We start from the raw sequence: 16,289 nt of genomic DNA on the forward strand, positions 1-16,289 counted from the left end.
GATTCTCCCGAGGGGGGAAGGATCCGGCGGCCATCGGCCTATGCCCGGCCCAACCCCTGAACCATCAGAAGGTGTCGAACCATGACAGTCGCCATCGACCGCGCGACCGGCAAGCGCCGCGGTGACCGCGCGCCTCGGCCCGGGCTGGGGCAGCGCATCAGAAACGGCTACCAGAAGCACTGGTACGCCTACGCGATGATCGCCCCGGTGGTCATCGTGCTCGGTGTCATCGTGGGCTACCCCCTGCTGCGGGGTCTCTACCTGACCCTCACCGACGCCAACAGCCTCAACTCGGCGCGCACGATCGGCGTCAACCACATCGCCGCCACCTACAAGTTCATCGGCCTGGACAACTACAAGGACATCCTGTTCGGCCCGACCTCGTACGACCGCTTCTGGTCGCACTTCCTGTGGACCGTCTTCTGGACGGCGGCCTGTGTGTTCCTGCACTACACGATCGGCCTCGGCCTCGCGCTCATGCTCAACCAGAAGCTGCGCGGCCGCACCTTCTACCGGCTGATGCTGGTCCTGCCCTGGGCCGTGCCGACCTTCGTCACCGTCTTCTCCTGGCGGATCATGCTCGCCGACTCCGGCGTGCTCAACCAGTTCCTCGGCGCCCTCCACCTGCCCCAGCCGCAGTGGCTGGAGGACACCTTCTGGCAGCGGTTCGCCGCGATCATGGTCAACACCTGGTGCGGTGTGCCGTTCATGATGCTCTCGCTGCTCGGCGGCCTGCAGTCCATCGACTCCACGCTCTACGAGGCCGCGGAGATGGACGGCGCCAGCGCCTGGCAGCAGTTCCGGCACGTCACCCTGCCCGGCCTGCGCTCGGTCAGCTCCACCGTGGTGCTGCTCGGCATCATCTGGACCTTCAACCAGTTCGCGATCATCTTCCTGCTGTTCGGCCCCACCGGCGCGCCCGACGCCCAGATCCTCGTGACCTGGGCCTACTTCCTGGGCTTCGGACAGCAGCCGCGCGACTTCGCCCAGTCCGCCGCGTACGGCGTCCTGCTGCTGTCGATCCTGACCGTCTTCACCTCCTTCTACTTCCGCTGGCTGAAGCGCAATGACCAGCTCGCCGTCTGACGCCGCAGGAGCCGCCGCCATGAGCACCACGACCCTCGAAAAGACCGAGGCCGGGCCCGCCCCCACCGCACCGGCCCCGCGCCGCACCCGCCGACGCGGCGAGCGCAGCCCGCTCGGCGCCGCCCTCCTGCACGGCGGCCTCGTCGTCGCGAGCCTCATCGCACTGGCCCCGGTGGCCTGGCTGTTCTTCCTGTCCCTCGGCCCGGACAAGGACGACTACCTGCACCCCGGCAGGATCGCCGGCAAGCTCTCCTTCTCCAACTACAGCTTCGTGCTGGAGCACACCGCCTTCTTCGACTGGTTCAAGTCGACGATGATCGTGGCCTGCGGCACCACCCTGATCGGTGTCTTCGTCGCCGCGACCACCGGATACGCGGTCTCCCGCATGCGCTTCCCCGGCTACAAGTCGCTGATGTGGGTGCTGCTGCTCACCCAGGCCTTCCCGATCGCCATCCTGATCGTGCCGATGTACGAGATCTTCAGCGAACTCGGGCTCATCGACACCTACTGGTCGCTGATCGTCATCAACTGCACCACCGCCGTGCCCTACAGCGCGTGGCTGCTCAAGGGGTACTTCGACACCATCCCCTTCGAGATCGACGAGGCCGGACGGGTGGACGGGCTCAGCCCCTTCGGCACCTTCTTCCGGCTGATCCTGCCGCTGGCCCGCCCCGGGCTGGCCGTCGCCGCCTTCTACAACTTCATCACCGCCGTCGGCGAGGTGGCCTTCGCGACCACCTTCATGCTCGACGACTCGAAGTACACCTTCGCCGTCGGTCTGCAGACCTTCGTCAGCGAGCACGACGCGCAGTGGAACTACATGGCCGCCACCGCGGTGCTGATCGCGATACCCGTGTCGGTGTTCTTCTACCTCGTGCAGAAGAACCTCGTCACCGGCCTCACCGCAGGCGGCACCAAGGGCTGAGGCCCTTTCCGCACCGAGCTCCCGCGCGCCTGTCCGCGCGGGTAGGCGGCCGCGGTGTCCATCCGACCCCGCTGACACCGCGGCCGCCTCGCACACCCCCTGGCCCCTGTCGCCGTACCCACGCCATGACCCGAACTCTCTTAAGCATCAAGGACGCCATGAGCCAGCAGCACTCTGCAGCCCCGGCCGACGACTCCGCCGTCGCCACCGTCGCCAAGCACCGCGACTGGTGGCGGGAGGCGGTGATCTACCAGGTCTATCCGCGCAGCTTCGCCGACAGCAACGGCGACGGCATGGGCGACCTGGAAGGCGTACGCTCCCGACTCCCGTACCTGCGTGACCTCGGCGTGGACGCCGTGTGGCTCAGCCCCTTCTACGCCTCCCCGCAGGCCGACGCCGGCTACGACGTCGCCGACTACCGCGCCGTCGACCCCATGTTCGGCAACCTGCTCGACGCCGACGCACTGATCCGTGACGCCCACGAGCTGGGCCTGCGGGTCATCGTCGACCTGGTCCCGAACCACTCCTCGGACCAGCACGAGTGGTTCAAGCGCGCCCTCGCCGAGGGCCCCGGCTCGCCCCTGCGTGAGCGCTACCACTTCCGCCCCGGCAAGGGCGAGAACGGCGAACTCCCCCCGAACGACTGGGAGTCGATCTTCGGTGGCCCCGCCTGGACCCAGGTCGAGGACGGCGAGTGGTACCTCCACCTCTTCGCCCCCGAGCAGCCCGACTTCAACTGGGAGCACCCGGCGGTCGGCGACGAGTTCCGTTCCATCCTGCGCTTCTGGCTGGACATGGGCGTGGACGGCTTCCGCATCGACGTCGCCCACGGACTGGTGAAGGCCGACGGCCTCCCGGACCTGGGTTCCCACGACCAGCTCAAGCTGCTGGGCAACGATGTCATGCCGTTCTTCGACCAGGACGGCGTGCACGCCATCTACCGCCAGTGGCGCGTGGTCCTCGACGAGTACGCCGGAAATGAAATGGGGCCCGAAGGGCCTTCCGCAGAAGGGCGGTGGCGGGAGACGGGCGGGCGCATCTTCGTGGCCGAGGCGTGGACCCCGACCGTCGAGCGCACCGCGAACTACGTCCGCCCGGACGAGCTGCACCAGGCCTTCAACTTCCAGTACCTGGGTACGGAGTGGGACGCGAAGGAACTGCGGACGGTCATCGACCGCACCCTGGAGGCGATGCGCCCGGTCGGCGCCCCCGCCACCTGGGTCCTGTCCAACCACGACGTCACCCGGCACTCGACGCGCTTCGCCAACCCCGCGGGTCTCGGCACCCAGATCCGCACGGCGGGCGACCGCGAGCTGGGCCTGCGCCGGGCCCGCGCGGCGACCCTCCTCATGCTGGCCCTGCCCGGCTCGGCGTACGTCTACCAGGGCGAGGAACTGGGCCTTCCGGACGTCGTGGACCTGCCCGACGAGGTGCGCCAGGACCCGGCGTTCTTCCGCGGCGCCGGCCAGGACGGCTTCCGCGACGGCTGCCGGGTGCCGATCCCGTGGACCCGGGAGGGCTCCTCGTACGGGTTCGGCAGCGGCGGCAGCTGGCTGCCCCAGCCGTCGGCCTGGGCCGAGCTGAGTGTCGAGGCGCAGTCGGGGGTCCCCGGTTCGACGCTGGAGCTGTACCGCTCGGCGCTGGGCATCCGCCGGTCGCAGCCCGACCTGGGCGCGGGCGAGGCGGTCGAGTGGCTGCGCGCGCCGGAGGGCGTCCTGGCCTTCCGCCGGGGCGAGTTCGTGTGTGTCGCGAACACCACCGGCGAGTCCGTGACGACCCCGTCGCACGGCCGTGTCCTGCTCGCCAGCGGTGAGGTGACCGAGGCCGACGGCGAGGCGAAGGTGCCGGCCGACACGACCGTGTGGTGGACGACCGCGTGATCACCGCTCGATAACTTCTTCCGTCAACTTCTTTCGGCCCGCTGCCCTTTTGGGTGGCGGGCCTTTAACATCTGGCCACCGCAAGGTTTCTGAAAGATTTCAGCAAGGCCTTCAACGGAGAAGGAACCCCCACATGGCCAGCAGCAGAATCGTTTCGGGTGCCCTCGCCCTCACCGCGGCGGCGGCCGTCCTCGCCCCAGGGACCGCCGCGTACGCCTCCCCGCCCGGCACCAAGGACGTCACCGCGGTCCTCTTCGAGTGGAAGTACTCCTCGGTCGCCCGCGAGTGCACCAACACCCTCGGCCCCGCCGGCTACGGCTACGTCCAGGTCTCCCCGCCCGCCGAGCACATACAGGGCTCGCAGTGGTGGACGTCGTACCAGCCGGTGTCGTACAAGATCGCGGGTCGCCTCGGTGACCGCACCGCCTTCCAGAGCATGGTGAACACGTGCCACGCGGCCGGTGTGAAGGTCGTCGTCGACACGGTCGTCAACCACATGGCGGCGGGCTCGGGCACCGGCACGGGCGGCTCGTCGTACACGAAGTACGACTACCCCGGTCTGTACTCCTCCTACGACTTCGACGACTGCACCTCCCAGGTGACCAACTACCAGGACCGCTGGAACGTCCAGCACTGCGAACTGGTCGGCCTGGCCGACCTGGACACGGGCGAGGAGTACGTCCGCAAGACGATCGCGGGCTACATGAACGACCTGCTCACGCTGGGGGTCGACGGCTTCCGGATCGACGCCGCCAAGCACATCCCGGCGGACGACCTGGCCAACATCAAGAGCCGTCTGACCAACCCCTCCGTCTACTGGAAGCAGGAGGTCATCTACGGCGCGAACGAGGCCGTCCAGCCGTCCGAGTACACCGGCAACGGGGACGTCCAGGAGTTCCGCTACGCCTACGACCTCAAGCGCGTCTTCAACAACGAGAAGCTCGCGTACCTGACCAACTACGGCGAGGGCTGGGGCTACCTGAGCAGCTCGGTGGCGGGTGTCTTCGTCGACAACCACGACACGGAACGCAACGGCTCCACCCTCAACTACAAGGACGGCGCCAACTACACCCTGGCCAATGTCTTCATGCTGGCCTACCCCTACGGCGCCCCGGACATCAACTCCGGCTACGAGTGGTCCGACGTGGACGCGGGCCCGCCCAACGGCGGCACCGTCAACGCCTGCTGGCAGGACGGCTGGAAGTGCCAGCACGCCTGGCCGGAGATCATCCGCATGGTCGCCTTCCGTAACGCGACCCGCGGCCAGGCCGTCTCCAACTGGTGGGACAACGGCAACAACGCGATCGCCTTCGGCCGGGGCAGCAAGGGCTACGTGGCGATCAACCACGAGTCCTCGTCCCTGACCCGCACGTACCAGACCTCGCTGCCCGCGGGCACCTACTGCAACGTCCAGCACAACACGACGGTGGCGGTGAACTCCGCCGGGCAGTTCACCGCCACCTTGGGCTCGAACACGGCGCTCGCGATCTACGCCGGCAAGTCGAGCTGCTGAGCCCGGGGCACTACTTCCAGGTGTCCCCGGTGGTGTAGCCGGACGAACTGCCCGTCGTGTACGAGCGGTTCGTCCCGGACTCCCAGGTCACGTTCCCGGAGCCGTCCTTCTTCAGGTACTTGTACGTGAAGGACGTGCTCCTGGGGAGGATGACCAGCTTGCTCCAGGTCGGGTAGGACGCCGAGGACAGCGGGATCGCGTCGCTCGGGTTCCAGGCGCCGAGGGAGGGGAGGGAGCCGACGACGTAGACGTCGGTGCCCCAGTCGGTCGCCGCGGTCTCGTTGAAGGTGACGTCGGTGGCGTCCGCGTTCGCCACGTTCCAGGAGTTGTCCAGGGTGATCGCCGAGGTCGCCGTGGTCGCCGACCGGTTGGCGTTCGACTCCCAGGTGACGTTGCCCGAGCTGTCCTTCTTTATGTACTTGTAGGTGAAGGAGGTGTTGATCGGCACGCTGACCTCGCCCGACCAGACCGGGTAGCCGGAGGCCGACAGCCGGATCGCCTTCGAGGTGTCCCAGCCGCCCAGCGCCGGGATCGAGCCGACGACGTAGACATTGGTGCCGGACGTGGTCGAGGCGTACTCGTCGAAGGTCGCGCTCACGGTCGACGTGGAACCGCCGCCGCCCGTGTCGTCGCAGCCCACCGTGCAGGTGTAGGACGCGTTGTAGAAGGCGACCGCACCCTTCGCCGGGACGGTGATCGACGCGCTGCCGCCGGAGACGGTGACCTTCGTCGTGCCGCCGTCGACGACGTTGCTGTACGTGCCGTCCGCCATGCCCGTCGCGAAGGTGTACGTCGCCGCCGACGAGCCGTTGTTCAGCGCGAAGAAGCCGGCGCCGCTGCGGCCGAAGCCGATCACGGACGACGACTTGGTCTGCCAGTCGGAGACGGCCGCCGTGTCGACGGCGTTGTGCCAGGCCACCATGCCGACGACCGCCGTGTCGCGGTCCAGGCAGTACCAGCCGTTCGCGCAGTCCGTGCCGGTCACGAAGCCCGACGAGTTCGGCGGGGCCTGGTCGCTCTGGGTCCACTCCCAGCTGGCGTACACGGTCGGCGTCGACCACTTGTAGGCGAGCTGGAAGAGGTTGGCGAGCTTGTAGGTGTCGCCGTCCTTGTAGGACATGTGCAGGCCGTTGCGCTCGGTGTCGTGGTTCGTCACGAAGGACACCGAGTCGGCCGCGGGCAGGATCCCGGAGGACGACAGCGACTCCAGGTCGCTCACATTGCCCTGGAACGCGGACTTCAGCCTGCTCGCGTAGGTGAAGTCGAGGACGTCACCGGAGGCGTAGTAGTCCGCGGGCTGCGGGGTCGAGCCCGGGTAGATCTCCTGGAAGACGTACGGCGCCGAGCCCGACGTGGTGTTCGTCAGCTTGGACTCGATCGCCGCGAGGTCGGCCTCGGGGATGTGCTTGGCCGCGTCCACCCGGAAGCCGTCGACGCCGAGGGCGAGCTGGCTGTCGAGGAAGTTCGCGATGCCCGCGCGGACCGTGTCCGAGCCGGTCTTCAGGTCGGGCAGGCCGAGGAGTTCGCAGTTCTGGACCTGGGTGAGGTTCGAGTAGTCCTGGATCGTCAGGTCGGAGGTGGGGCACGACGTCGAGTCGTGGTAGTCGGCGCGGTCCCAGTCGGGGGTGTCGTACTTGCTGGTGACCGTCGTGCCGTTGTAGCCGGTGCCGGTCTGCGCGGCGGTGTGGTTGATCACCGCGTCCGTGTAGACCTTGACGCCGGCCTGGTGGCAGGCGGTCACCATCGACGCGAACTTCGCCGCCGAACCGAAGCGGCTGTTCAGGTTGTAGGAGTACGGCTGGTAGACGTCCCACCAGTAGTAGTTGGTCTGCTTCAGGGACTCGGCGGGCGGGGCGACCTGCACCGCGCCGTACCCGGCGGGGCCCAGGACGTTCGTGCACTCCGAGGCGACGGAGTCCCAGTTCCACTCCCACAGGTTGGCGATGACATCGCCCTTGGCGGTGGTGTCCGCCCGTGCGGGGGTGGCGGGCAGGGCTATGGCTCCTGCCAGTGCGAGGGCGCCTGCGGCCGCGGCGGTCGCGGTGCGGCGGAGGACACCCGGGGGATGGTGTCTGCTCATGTGCGGCTCCGAAACGAACTTCGAGAGAAGAGGACAGAGTCCAACAACCCGTGAGCGTGGGGCAGTTGGGGAGGAGGCGTCAAGGTTGACGCTGAAACTTCTTGCTATGAATTTCAAGGGTCTTGCTGTAAACCTTTCGGCGGCGGTACGGTCGCGCGGGGTCGGACCCAAGAGAGCCGCAATCGCAAGGAGTTCCCGCCTGTGATACCGAGATGGCCGGCGCCCCCGACGCGCCGAACCGCCCACGTCAGACGGGTCGCGGCCGTCGCTGTCGCCGCGCTCGCCGCCGCCCTCGTGACGCCGCTCGCGGCCCACGCGGACAGCCCGCCCCCGCCCCCTTCGGACGCCAGGCTCGCGGCCCAGCCCGCCCGGCACGACGACACCCGCGAGCAGTTCTACTTCGTCATGCCGGACCGTTTCGCCAACGGAGACAGGTCCAACGACCGGGGCGGGCTGACCGGGTCACGCCTCAGCACCGGCTACGACCCCACCGACAAGGGCTTCTACCAGGGCGGCGACCTCAAGGGCCTGACGAAGCGGCTCGACTACATCAAGGGCCTCGGCACCACCGCCATCTGGATGGCGCCGATCTTCAAGAACCGCCCGGTGCAGGGCACGGGCAGCAACGCCTCCGCCGGCTACCACGGCTACTGGATCACCGACTTCACCCAGGTCGACCCGCACTTCGGGACGAACAAGGACCTCCAGACCCTCATCTCCAAGGCGCACGCCAAGGGCATGAAGGTCTTCTTCGACGTCATCACCAACCACACCGCCGACGTCGTGGACTACAAGGAGAAGTCGTACGACTACCTCTCCAAGGGCGCCTTCCCGTACCTGACCGAGGACGGGCGGCCCTTCGACGACGCCGACTACGCGGCCGGCAACAGGAAGTTCCCGGCCGTCGACGCGGACTCCTTCCCGCGCACGCCGAAGGTGGCCAGTCGGAGCAAGGTCCCGGCCTGGCTCAACGACCCGACGATGTACCACAACCGGGGCGACTCGACGTACGCCGGCGAGTCCACCACCTACGGCGACTTCTCCGGTCTGGACGACCTGTGGACCGAGCGTCCCGAGGTCGTCCACGGCATGGAGAAGATCTACGAGCGCTGGGTGAAGGACTTCGGCGTCGACGGCTTCCGGATCGACACCGTGAAGCACGTGGACATGGAGTTCTGGACCCAGTGGGCCACCGCGCTCGACAAGTACGCGGCCGCGCGGGGGCGGAAGAACTTCTTCATGTTCGGCGAGGTGTACTCGGCGGACACGTCCATCACGTCCCCGTACGTCACCCAGGGCCGGCTGGACGCCACCCTCGACTTCCCCTTCCAGGACGCGGCCCGCTCCTACGCCTCCCAGGGCGGCAGCGCACAGCGGCTGGCGAACGTCTTCGGTGACGACTACAAGTACACGACCGACAAGGCCAACGCGTACGAGCAGGTCACCTTCCTCGGCAACCACGACATGGGCCGCATCGGATACTTCCTGAAGCAGGACAGCCCGAAGGCCGGTGACGCCGAGATCCTGCGCAAGGACAGGCTCGCCAACGAGCTGATGTTCCTCAGCCGCGGCAACCCGGTCGTCTACTACGGCGACGAGCAGGGCTTCACCGGCTCCGGCGGCGACAAGGACGCCCGCCAGACGATGTTCGCCTCCAAGGTCGCCGACTATCTGGACGACGACGAGATCGGCACCGACCGCACCCACGCGAGCGACGCGTACGACACGAAGGCGCCGCTCTACAAAGAGATCGCCGCCCTCTCGAAGCTCCGGAAGAACAACCCGGCGCTGACGGACGGTGTCCAGACCGAGCGGTACGCGGCCGACGAGGCCGGCGTCTACGCCTTCACCCGTACGGACGCGAAGACCGGCGCCGAGTACGTCGTCGCCTTCAACAACGCCGACAGCGAGAAGTCCGCGAGCTTCTCCACCGGCTCGGCGGACATGGCGTACCAGGGTGTCTACGGCACCTCCGACGCGGTGAAGTCCGACGCCGACCGCAAGCTCACCGTCAGCGTTCCGGCCGGTTCCGCCGTCGTCCTCAAGGCCGCCGGTACGCTCGCCGCGCCCGCCGCCAAGCCGGCCGTCACCCTGAAGGCCCCGGCCGCGGGAGCCACCGGGACCGTGGACGTCACCGCGGACGTCGACGGGGGTCAGCTCAACCGCGTGGTCTTCGCCGCCCAGGTCGGCAACGGCGCCTGGAAGACCCTCGGCTCCGCCGACCACGCCCCCTACAAGGTCACCCAGGCCATCGGCAAGGACGTACCCGCCGGGACCGCCCTGCGCTACAAGGCGGTCGTGATCGACTCGGCCGGGCGCACCGCGAGCACCCTGGCGAGCAGCACCACCGGCACTCCGGCCGCACCCGAGGTCCCCACGGCCTCCTCCCGGGACTACGCGATCGTCCACTACAAGCGCACCGACGGCGACTACGCCAACTGGGGCCTGTACGCCTGGGGCGACCTCGCCGACGGCGAGTCGACCAGCTGGCCGAACAGCCACCCCTTCGTCGGCCGCGACGCCTACGGCGCCTTCGCCTACGTCAAGCTGAAGCCGGGCGCCTCGAACGTCGGCTTCCTGGTCATCGACAAGGACGGCAACAAGGACGTCTCCGCCGACCGGTCCATCGACGTCACCAAGACGGGTGAGGTCTGGGTCGAGCAGGGCAAGACGGATGTACTGACGCAGCGGCCCGACTATCCCGCGCAGGACAAGGCCAAGGCGGTCATCCACTACCACCGTGCCGACGGCGACTACGACGGCTGGGGCCTGCACGTCTGGACGGGTGCGGCGAACCCCACCGACTGGTCGAACCCGCTGAAGCCGGTGAAGACTGATGCCTATGGCGCGGTCTTCGAGGTACCGATCACCGAGGGTGCCACCAGCCTCAGCTACATCATCCACAAGGGCGACGACAAGGATCTCCCCGCCGACCAGTCGCTGGACCTCAAGTCCAACGGCTACGAGGTGTGGCTGTTGAACGGCCAGGAGAAGTACCTGCTGCCGCAGCCCGCGGGCAGCGCGGCCGCCCTCGACCTGACCACGTCCAAGGCGGTCTGGATCGACCGGAACACGGTCGCCTGGAACGGTGTCGACGGCGCTGCCTCCACCCAGCTGCTGTACTCCCACGACGGCTCCATCGCCGTCAAGGACGGGGCGCTGACCGGCGACGACGAGCGCTGGCTGCGGCTGACGAAGACCACCCTCACCGACGCCCAGAAGGCGAAGTTCCCGCACCTGAAGGACTACACCGCCTGGTCCGTCGACCCGCGTGACCGCGACCGGGTCCGCTCGGCACTCGGCGGAGAGCTCGTGGCCTCGCAGCGCGCGGCGAACGGTGCCGTGCTGGCCGCGACCGGGGTGCAGATCGCCGGCGTGCTGGACGACCTGTACTCCGGCGCGACGAAGAGCAGCCTCGGCCCGGTCTTCCACGACGGGCGGCCGACCCTCTCCGTGTGGGCGCCGACGGCACAGTCGGTCCACCTCGACCTGGCCGGCACGGCCGTGAAGATGCACCGCAACGCCACCACCGGCGTCTGGTCCGTCACCGGCCCCGCGTCCTGGAAGGGCAAGCCCTACCGGTACGTCGTGAAGGTCTGGGCGCCCAGCGTCCGCAAGGTGGTCACCAACAAGGTCACCGACCCGTACTCGGTCGCGCTCACCGCGAACTCCGAGCGCAGCCTGGTCGTCGACCTGAACGACAGGTCCCTCTCCCCGAGCGGCTGGACGAGTCTGCACAAGCCCAGGGCCGTACCGCTCAAGGACGCGCAGATCCAGGAGCTGCACATCCGCGACTTCTCCGTCGCCGACAAGACCGTCCCGGCGAAGGACCAGGGCACCTACCTGGCCTTCACCGACAACAACAGCGACGGCTCGAAGCACCTGCGGCAGCTGGCGAAGTCGGGCACCTCGTACGTGCACCTGCTGCCCGCCTTCGACATCGCCACCATCCCCGAGAAGAAGGCCGACCAGGCGAGCACCGACTGCGACCTGGCCTCCTACGCGGCCGACTCCGACAAGCAGCAGGAGTGCGTGGCGAAGATCGCCGCGAAGGACGCCTACAACTGGGGCTACGACCCGTACCACTACACGGTCCCCGAGGGCTCGTACGCCACCGACCCGGACGGCACCGCCCGTACGGTCCAGTTCCGCAGGATGGTCAAGGCGCTCAACGACGACGGCCTCCGGGTCGTGATGGACGTCGTCTACAACCACACGGCGGCCAGCGGCCAGGCGGACACCTCCGTCCTGGACAAGGTCGTGCCCGGTTACTACCAGCGGCTCCTCGCCGACGGCAGCGTGGCCAACAGCACCTGCTGCGCCAACACCGCGCCCGAGAACGCGATGATGGGCAAGCTGGTCGTGGACTCGATCGTCACCTGGGCCAAGGAGTACAAGGTCGACGGGTTCCGCTTCGACCTCATGGGCCACCACCCGAAGGCCAACATCCTGGCGGTGCGGAAGGCACTCGACGCGCTGACCCTCGACAAGGACGGCGTCGACGGCAAGAAGATCATCCTGTACGGCGAGGGCTGGAACTTCGGAGAGGTCGCGAACGACGCCCGGTTCGTGCAGGCCACGCAGCAGAACATGGCCGGCACCGGCATCGCCACCTTCTCCGACCGTGCCCGTGACGCCGTGCGCGGCGGCGGCCCCTTCGACTCGGACCCCGGCATCCAGGGCTTCGCGTCCGGGCTCTACACCGACCCCAACGGATCGGCGTCGAACGGCACTTCGGCCGAGCAGAAGGCCCGGCTGCTGCACTACCAGGACCTGATCAAGGTCGGTCTGACCGGCAACCTGAAGTCCTTCGCCTTCACCGACACCGACGGCAAGGAGGTAAAGGGCTCCGAGATCGACTACAACGGCTCGCCCGCCGGATACGCGGACGCACCCGGCGACGCCCTCGCCTACGTGGACGCGCACGACAACGAGTCGCTGTTCGACGCCCTCACCTACAAGCTGCCCAAGGACACCTCGGCGTCCGACCGGGCCCGGATGCAGGTGCTGGCGATGGCCACGGCCGCCCTCTCGCAGGGGCCGTCCCTCTCCCAGGCGGGCACCGACCTGCTGCGCTCGAAGTCGCTGGACCGCAACTCCTTCGACAGCGGCGACTGGTTCAACGCCATCCACTGGAACTGCGCCGACGGCAACGGCTTCGGGCGCGGACTGCCCATGGCGGCCGACAACCAGTCCAAGTGGGACTACGCCAAGCCGCTGCTCGGCGCCGTGAAGGTGGGCTGCCCGCAGATCACCGGCTCCTCGGCCGCCTACCAGGACCTGCTGAGGATCCGTACGACGGAGAAGGCGTTCTCCCTCGGCACGGCCGCGCAGGTGCAGGACCGGCTGTCCTTCCCGCTGTCCGGCAAGGACGAGACGCCGGGCGTGATCACCATGCGGCTCGGTGACCTGGTCGTGGTCTTCAACGCCACCCCGCAGCAGCAGGATCAGCGGATCGGCGCCCTCGCCGGGACGGCCTACCGGCTGCACCCGGTGCAGGCGGCCGGAGAGGACGCGGTGGTGAAGACCTCCTCCTACGCAGCCGACTCGGGCACGTTCACCGTGCCCGCGCGGACGGTGGCGGTCTTCACCCGGGCGGCGAAGTAGGGTCGGCCCCGTCGCCGTAGAACAGGAGTGCTCATGCCGCAGATCACCGTCGACTACTCGAACACGATGGAGGCCGCCTTCGACCGCGCCGGTTTCGCGCGGGCGCTGCACGAGGCGACCGTGGAGATCGCGGCGGCCAAGCCGGAGGCCTGCAAGACGCAGTTCCGGCCGAGCGCACTCACGGCGTACGGGCACGAGGACCCGGCGGAGCACGGGCACGCCATCGTGCACGTGACCATCGGGCTCCTCGCCGGCCGCAGCGACGAGACGAAGGCGAGGCTCACGGAGACCGTGCTGGAGCTGCTTCGGGGGCACGTGGCGGACAAGCGCTTCGCCCTGCACGCCTCCGCCGAGATCCGCGACCTGGATCCGTCGTACCGGAAGTTCGACCGGTAGCGGTCCGCGCTCCTCAGGGCGCCAGGGACAGCAGCCGGCCGACGAGCTCCGCAAGGGGCCCGTCGGCCGGCTCGTCCTTGACCATGGTGCGCAGCAGGGCGGCCATGTCCGCGTCGTGGGCGGCGCTCACCGCCACCAGGGCGGCGAAGTCGTGCACGAGCTGCAGCTCCAGCTCGGCGCGCGGGATGCGGCGGCCGTCCAGCCAGATCAGCGCCGTCGACTCGGCGAGCGAGATCCAGGAGCGGACGACCAGTTCCATGCGCGCGGGTGCCTCGGTGACGCCCAGATGCGTCAGGATCTGCTCGTAGGCGGCCTGCCGTACGGAGTCGATGAGGGCGTTGGTCGTCGAGGAGCCCACGGCCGGGCCGCCGCGCATCAGCGCCGAGAAGCCGGGCCCGTGCTCGTCCACGAAGTCGAAGAAGCGGCGCATCACGCGCAGCAGCCTGGCCCCGAGCGAGCCCTCGTGCGGCTCCGCGAAGCGGCCCGCCAGATCCTCCGAGGCACGCTTCAACGCGGCTTCGTACAGGCTGAGTTTGCCGGGGAAGTAGTGGTAGACCAGCGGGCGCGAGATGCCCGCCGCCGACGCTATCTCGTCGATCGAGACCTCGTCGGGCGAACGGCGGCTGAACAGGTCGAGTGCGACACCGATCAGCTGCTGCCGCCGCTCCTCGACGCCCATCCTGCGGCGAACCCCGGTACTCATGCGAACACCTTACCGATCGAATCCGGCCCGGAACGGGCCGGACCAGCGCCGGTATTCACATGAGTCCGTCACATATCCAGCACAATTCGCTCACTACTGGCCCGTGACACACAGATCAGCATCGAGTCGGCACGCTCCGCATCCGTCAGCAGCTCGTCCCGGTGGTCCACCTCACCCTCGAGCACCCGCTGTTGACAGGTCCCGCAGAAGCCCTGCTCGCAGGAGTAGGCGGTGTCGGGCAGTGCGCGGCGCACGGCGGCCAGCACGGTGGAGTCCGCGGGGATCGGCAACGTCTTTCCGCTGCGACGCAGTTCCACCTCGAACGCGTGGTTGCCGTCGGACGACGTGCGCGGCGCGAACCGCTCCAGGTGCAGCGTGGCACCCTCGGGCAGCCGTGCCTCCACCGCCTCCATCAGGCCCTCCGGGCCACAGCAGTAGACGGCCGTCCCCTCCGGAACCTCCGCGAACAGCGCCTCCAGGTCCGGCCGCCCGTCCTCGTCCTCGGCGACCAGAGTCAGCCTCCCCCGAGCTCTCGACTTCGCTCGAGCAGGGGGGACCCCCATCCCGGCGAGCTTGCGTACCTCCTCCAGGAACGGCATCGAGGCCCGCGTCCGCCCGCCGTACAGCAGCCGCCAGTCCGTGCCGTCCGGCAGGGCCCGCAGCATCGGCAGGATCGGTGTGATGCCGATGCCGCCGGCGACGAAGACGTACGCGGGCGCCTCGACGAGGGGGAAACGGTTCCTCGGGCCGCGCACCTCCAACTCCATGCCCTCGGTGAGCTGCTCGTGCACCTCCCGCGAGCCGCCCCGGCCGTCCTCGACCAGCCGGGTGGCCACCGTGTACGAGGAGCCGTCCTCCGGGTCCCCGCACAGCGAGTACTGCCGTACGAGCCCCGACGGCAGCACCAGGTCGAGATGCGCACCGGGCTCCCAGCGCGGCAACCCGCTGCCCTCCAGGCGCAGTTGTACGACCCCGTCGCCGACCGTCTCGTGCGCGGTGAGCAGCAGCCGCAGCGCCCGCGAGCGGGGGCGGCCGGAGACGGGCGGGTCCAGCGCGGGCAGCGGCCACAGCGGCGAGGCCTGGATCCGGCGGCGCAGGGCTCGCCGGGTCAGCAGGGCGGCCCCTGCGACGAGCGCGACAGTGCGCAGCTTCGGCATCACGACCCCGTCTTTTCGGCCGCGAGCGCGGCGGGGGAGGAGGCCAGGTAGGCGACCGCCTGGGCGGTGGAGCCCTCCTGGGAGGGGTGGTAGGCGTGGCTGAGGTAGCGCGGGATGGACTTGAGCATGGCACCGGTCGTGGGCAGGGTGCCCCGGCGGCCGCTCCGATGGAAATCCTTGAAGGAGGCCTTGCCGTCCACCAGGGTGGGGTCGTTCTCCATGAAGAAGCGGGCCCCGCGCTGCCACAGGAAGACCAGCGCGCTGAAGGCCGTCGCCCAGGTGCGCACCCGGCGCCGGTAGCTGCCGTCGACGTGCATGAACAGGTCGAAGGCGACGGAGCGGTGCTCGACCTCCTCGGCGCCGTGCCAGCGCAGCAGGTCCAGCATGGTCGGGTCGGCGCCGCGCCGGTCCAGCTCGGCGGCGTTGAGCACCCAGTCGCCGAGGAAGGCGGTGTAGTGCTCGATGGCCGCGATCAGCGCGACCCGCTCCAGCAGCCACCAGCGGCGTGCCCTGCCCGGCGGCAGCGTGCGGTCGCCGAGCAGCTTCTCGAAGAACCAGTCGACCTGCGCCGTGTACGGCGCGGGGTCGAGCCCCTGCTCCCTCAGGTGCGGCAGGACCTCGTCATGGGCCTGGGAGTGCATCGCCTCCTGCCCGATGAAACCGATGACGTCCTCGCGGAGGCGGTCGTCCCGGATGAGCGGCAGCACCTGCTTGTACACATGCACGAACCACCGCTCGCCGGCGGGCAGCAGCAGGTGCAGCACGTTGATCGTGTGCGTGGTGAACGGGTCGCCGGGCACCCAGTGCAGCGGTGTGTCCTCCCAGGAGAAGGACACGTCGCGGGCCTTGAGCGGTATGCGCTCGGACTCCACCGGCCGGGCCTGCGTGTTAGACATGGCGTCAATGTACTGACGGGTAGGTCATCTGAGAACCCCCGTGCGG

At 68.9% G+C, this 16,289-nt stretch carries 10 protein-coding genes; 6 read left to right on the plus strand and 4 right to left on the minus strand.

What is annotated here, in order from left to right:
• Window positions 1-81: 81 nt before the first annotated feature.
• The 4 genes from ACIRVH_RS19195 to ACIRVH_RS19210 all read left to right on the plus strand — a co-directional run bounded on the left by ACIRVH_RS19195 (window position 82) and on the right by ACIRVH_RS19210 (window position 5,404).
• Entirely contained in the window at window positions 82-1,086 is a 1,005-nt protein-coding gene (locus ACIRVH_RS19195; RefSeq protein WP_403954521.1) for a carbohydrate ABC transporter permease, read from the plus strand.
• 19 nt (window positions 1,087-1,105) lie between these two features.
• Window positions 1,106-2,011, plus strand: coding sequence for a sugar ABC transporter permease (locus ACIRVH_RS19200; RefSeq protein ID WP_403954524.1), 906 nt, complete (start codon window positions 1,106-1,108; stop codon window positions 2,009-2,011).
• A gap of 158 nt (window positions 2,012-2,169) precedes the next feature.
• The gene (locus ACIRVH_RS19205) at window positions 2,170-3,891 is read left to right on the plus strand and encodes a glycoside hydrolase family 13 protein (RefSeq protein WP_403954527.1); all 1,722 of its coding nucleotides are present in this window, start codon (window positions 2,170-2,172) and stop codon (window positions 3,889-3,891) included.
• A gap of 133 nt (window positions 3,892-4,024) precedes the next feature.
• On the plus strand, window positions 4,025-5,404 hold the full coding sequence (locus ACIRVH_RS19210; protein ID WP_403954530.1) for an alpha-amylase family protein: 1,380 nt from the start codon (window positions 4,025-4,027) through the stop codon (window positions 5,402-5,404).
• Window positions 5,405-5,414: 10 nt separating this feature from the next.
• Here ACIRVH_RS19210 and ACIRVH_RS19215 read toward each other — a convergent pair whose 3' ends face one another.
• Window positions 5,415-7,484: a carbohydrate-binding module family 20 domain-containing protein gene (locus tag ACIRVH_RS19215; RefSeq protein WP_403954532.1), complete on the minus strand. Its 2,070-nt coding sequence runs from the start codon at window positions 7,482-7,484 to the stop codon at window positions 5,415-5,417.
• A 201-nt stretch (window positions 7,485-7,685) separates the two neighbouring features.
• Between ACIRVH_RS19215 and pulA the strand changes: the two genes are divergently transcribed.
• Together pulA and ACIRVH_RS19225 are read left to right on the plus strand one after the other, a co-directional pair.
• Window positions 7,686-13,091: a pullulanase-type alpha-1,6-glucosidase gene (gene pulA, locus ACIRVH_RS19220; protein WP_403954535.1), complete on the plus strand. Its 5,406-nt coding sequence runs from the start codon at window positions 7,686-7,688 to the stop codon at window positions 13,089-13,091.
• A gap of 33 nt (window positions 13,092-13,124) precedes the next feature.
• Window positions 13,125-13,487, plus strand: coding sequence for a 5-carboxymethyl-2-hydroxymuconate Delta-isomerase (locus tag ACIRVH_RS19225; protein WP_403954538.1), 363 nt, complete (start codon window positions 13,125-13,127; stop codon window positions 13,485-13,487).
• A 13-nt stretch (window positions 13,488-13,500) separates the two neighbouring features.
• On the opposite strand, the gene ACIRVH_RS19230 is transcribed toward ACIRVH_RS19225, so the two are convergent.
• From ACIRVH_RS19230 to ACIRVH_RS19240, 3 genes are all read right to left on the minus strand, one after another.
• Window positions 13,501-14,190: a TetR/AcrR family transcriptional regulator gene (locus ACIRVH_RS19230; RefSeq protein ID WP_403954541.1), complete on the minus strand. Its 690-nt coding sequence runs from the start codon at window positions 14,188-14,190 to the stop codon at window positions 13,501-13,503.
• A 68-nt stretch (window positions 14,191-14,258) separates the two neighbouring features.
• The gene (locus tag ACIRVH_RS19235; protein ID WP_403954544.1) at window positions 14,259-15,347 is read right to left on the minus strand and encodes a PDR/VanB family oxidoreductase; all 1,089 of its coding nucleotides are present in this window, start codon (window positions 15,345-15,347) and stop codon (window positions 14,259-14,261) included.
• On the minus strand, window positions 15,347-16,243 hold the full coding sequence (locus ACIRVH_RS19240; RefSeq protein WP_403954547.1) for a metal-dependent hydrolase: 897 nt from the start codon (window positions 16,241-16,243) through the stop codon (window positions 15,347-15,349). Before ACIRVH_RS19240 ends, ACIRVH_RS19235 begins: the two co-directional genes overlap by 1 nt.
• Between the last annotated feature and the right edge of the window lie 46 nt (window positions 16,244-16,289).

Source organism: Streptomyces sp. NPDC101165 (assembly GCF_044768135.1).
Classification (GTDB): Bacteria; Actinomycetota; Actinomycetes; order Streptomycetales; family Streptomycetaceae; genus Streptomyces.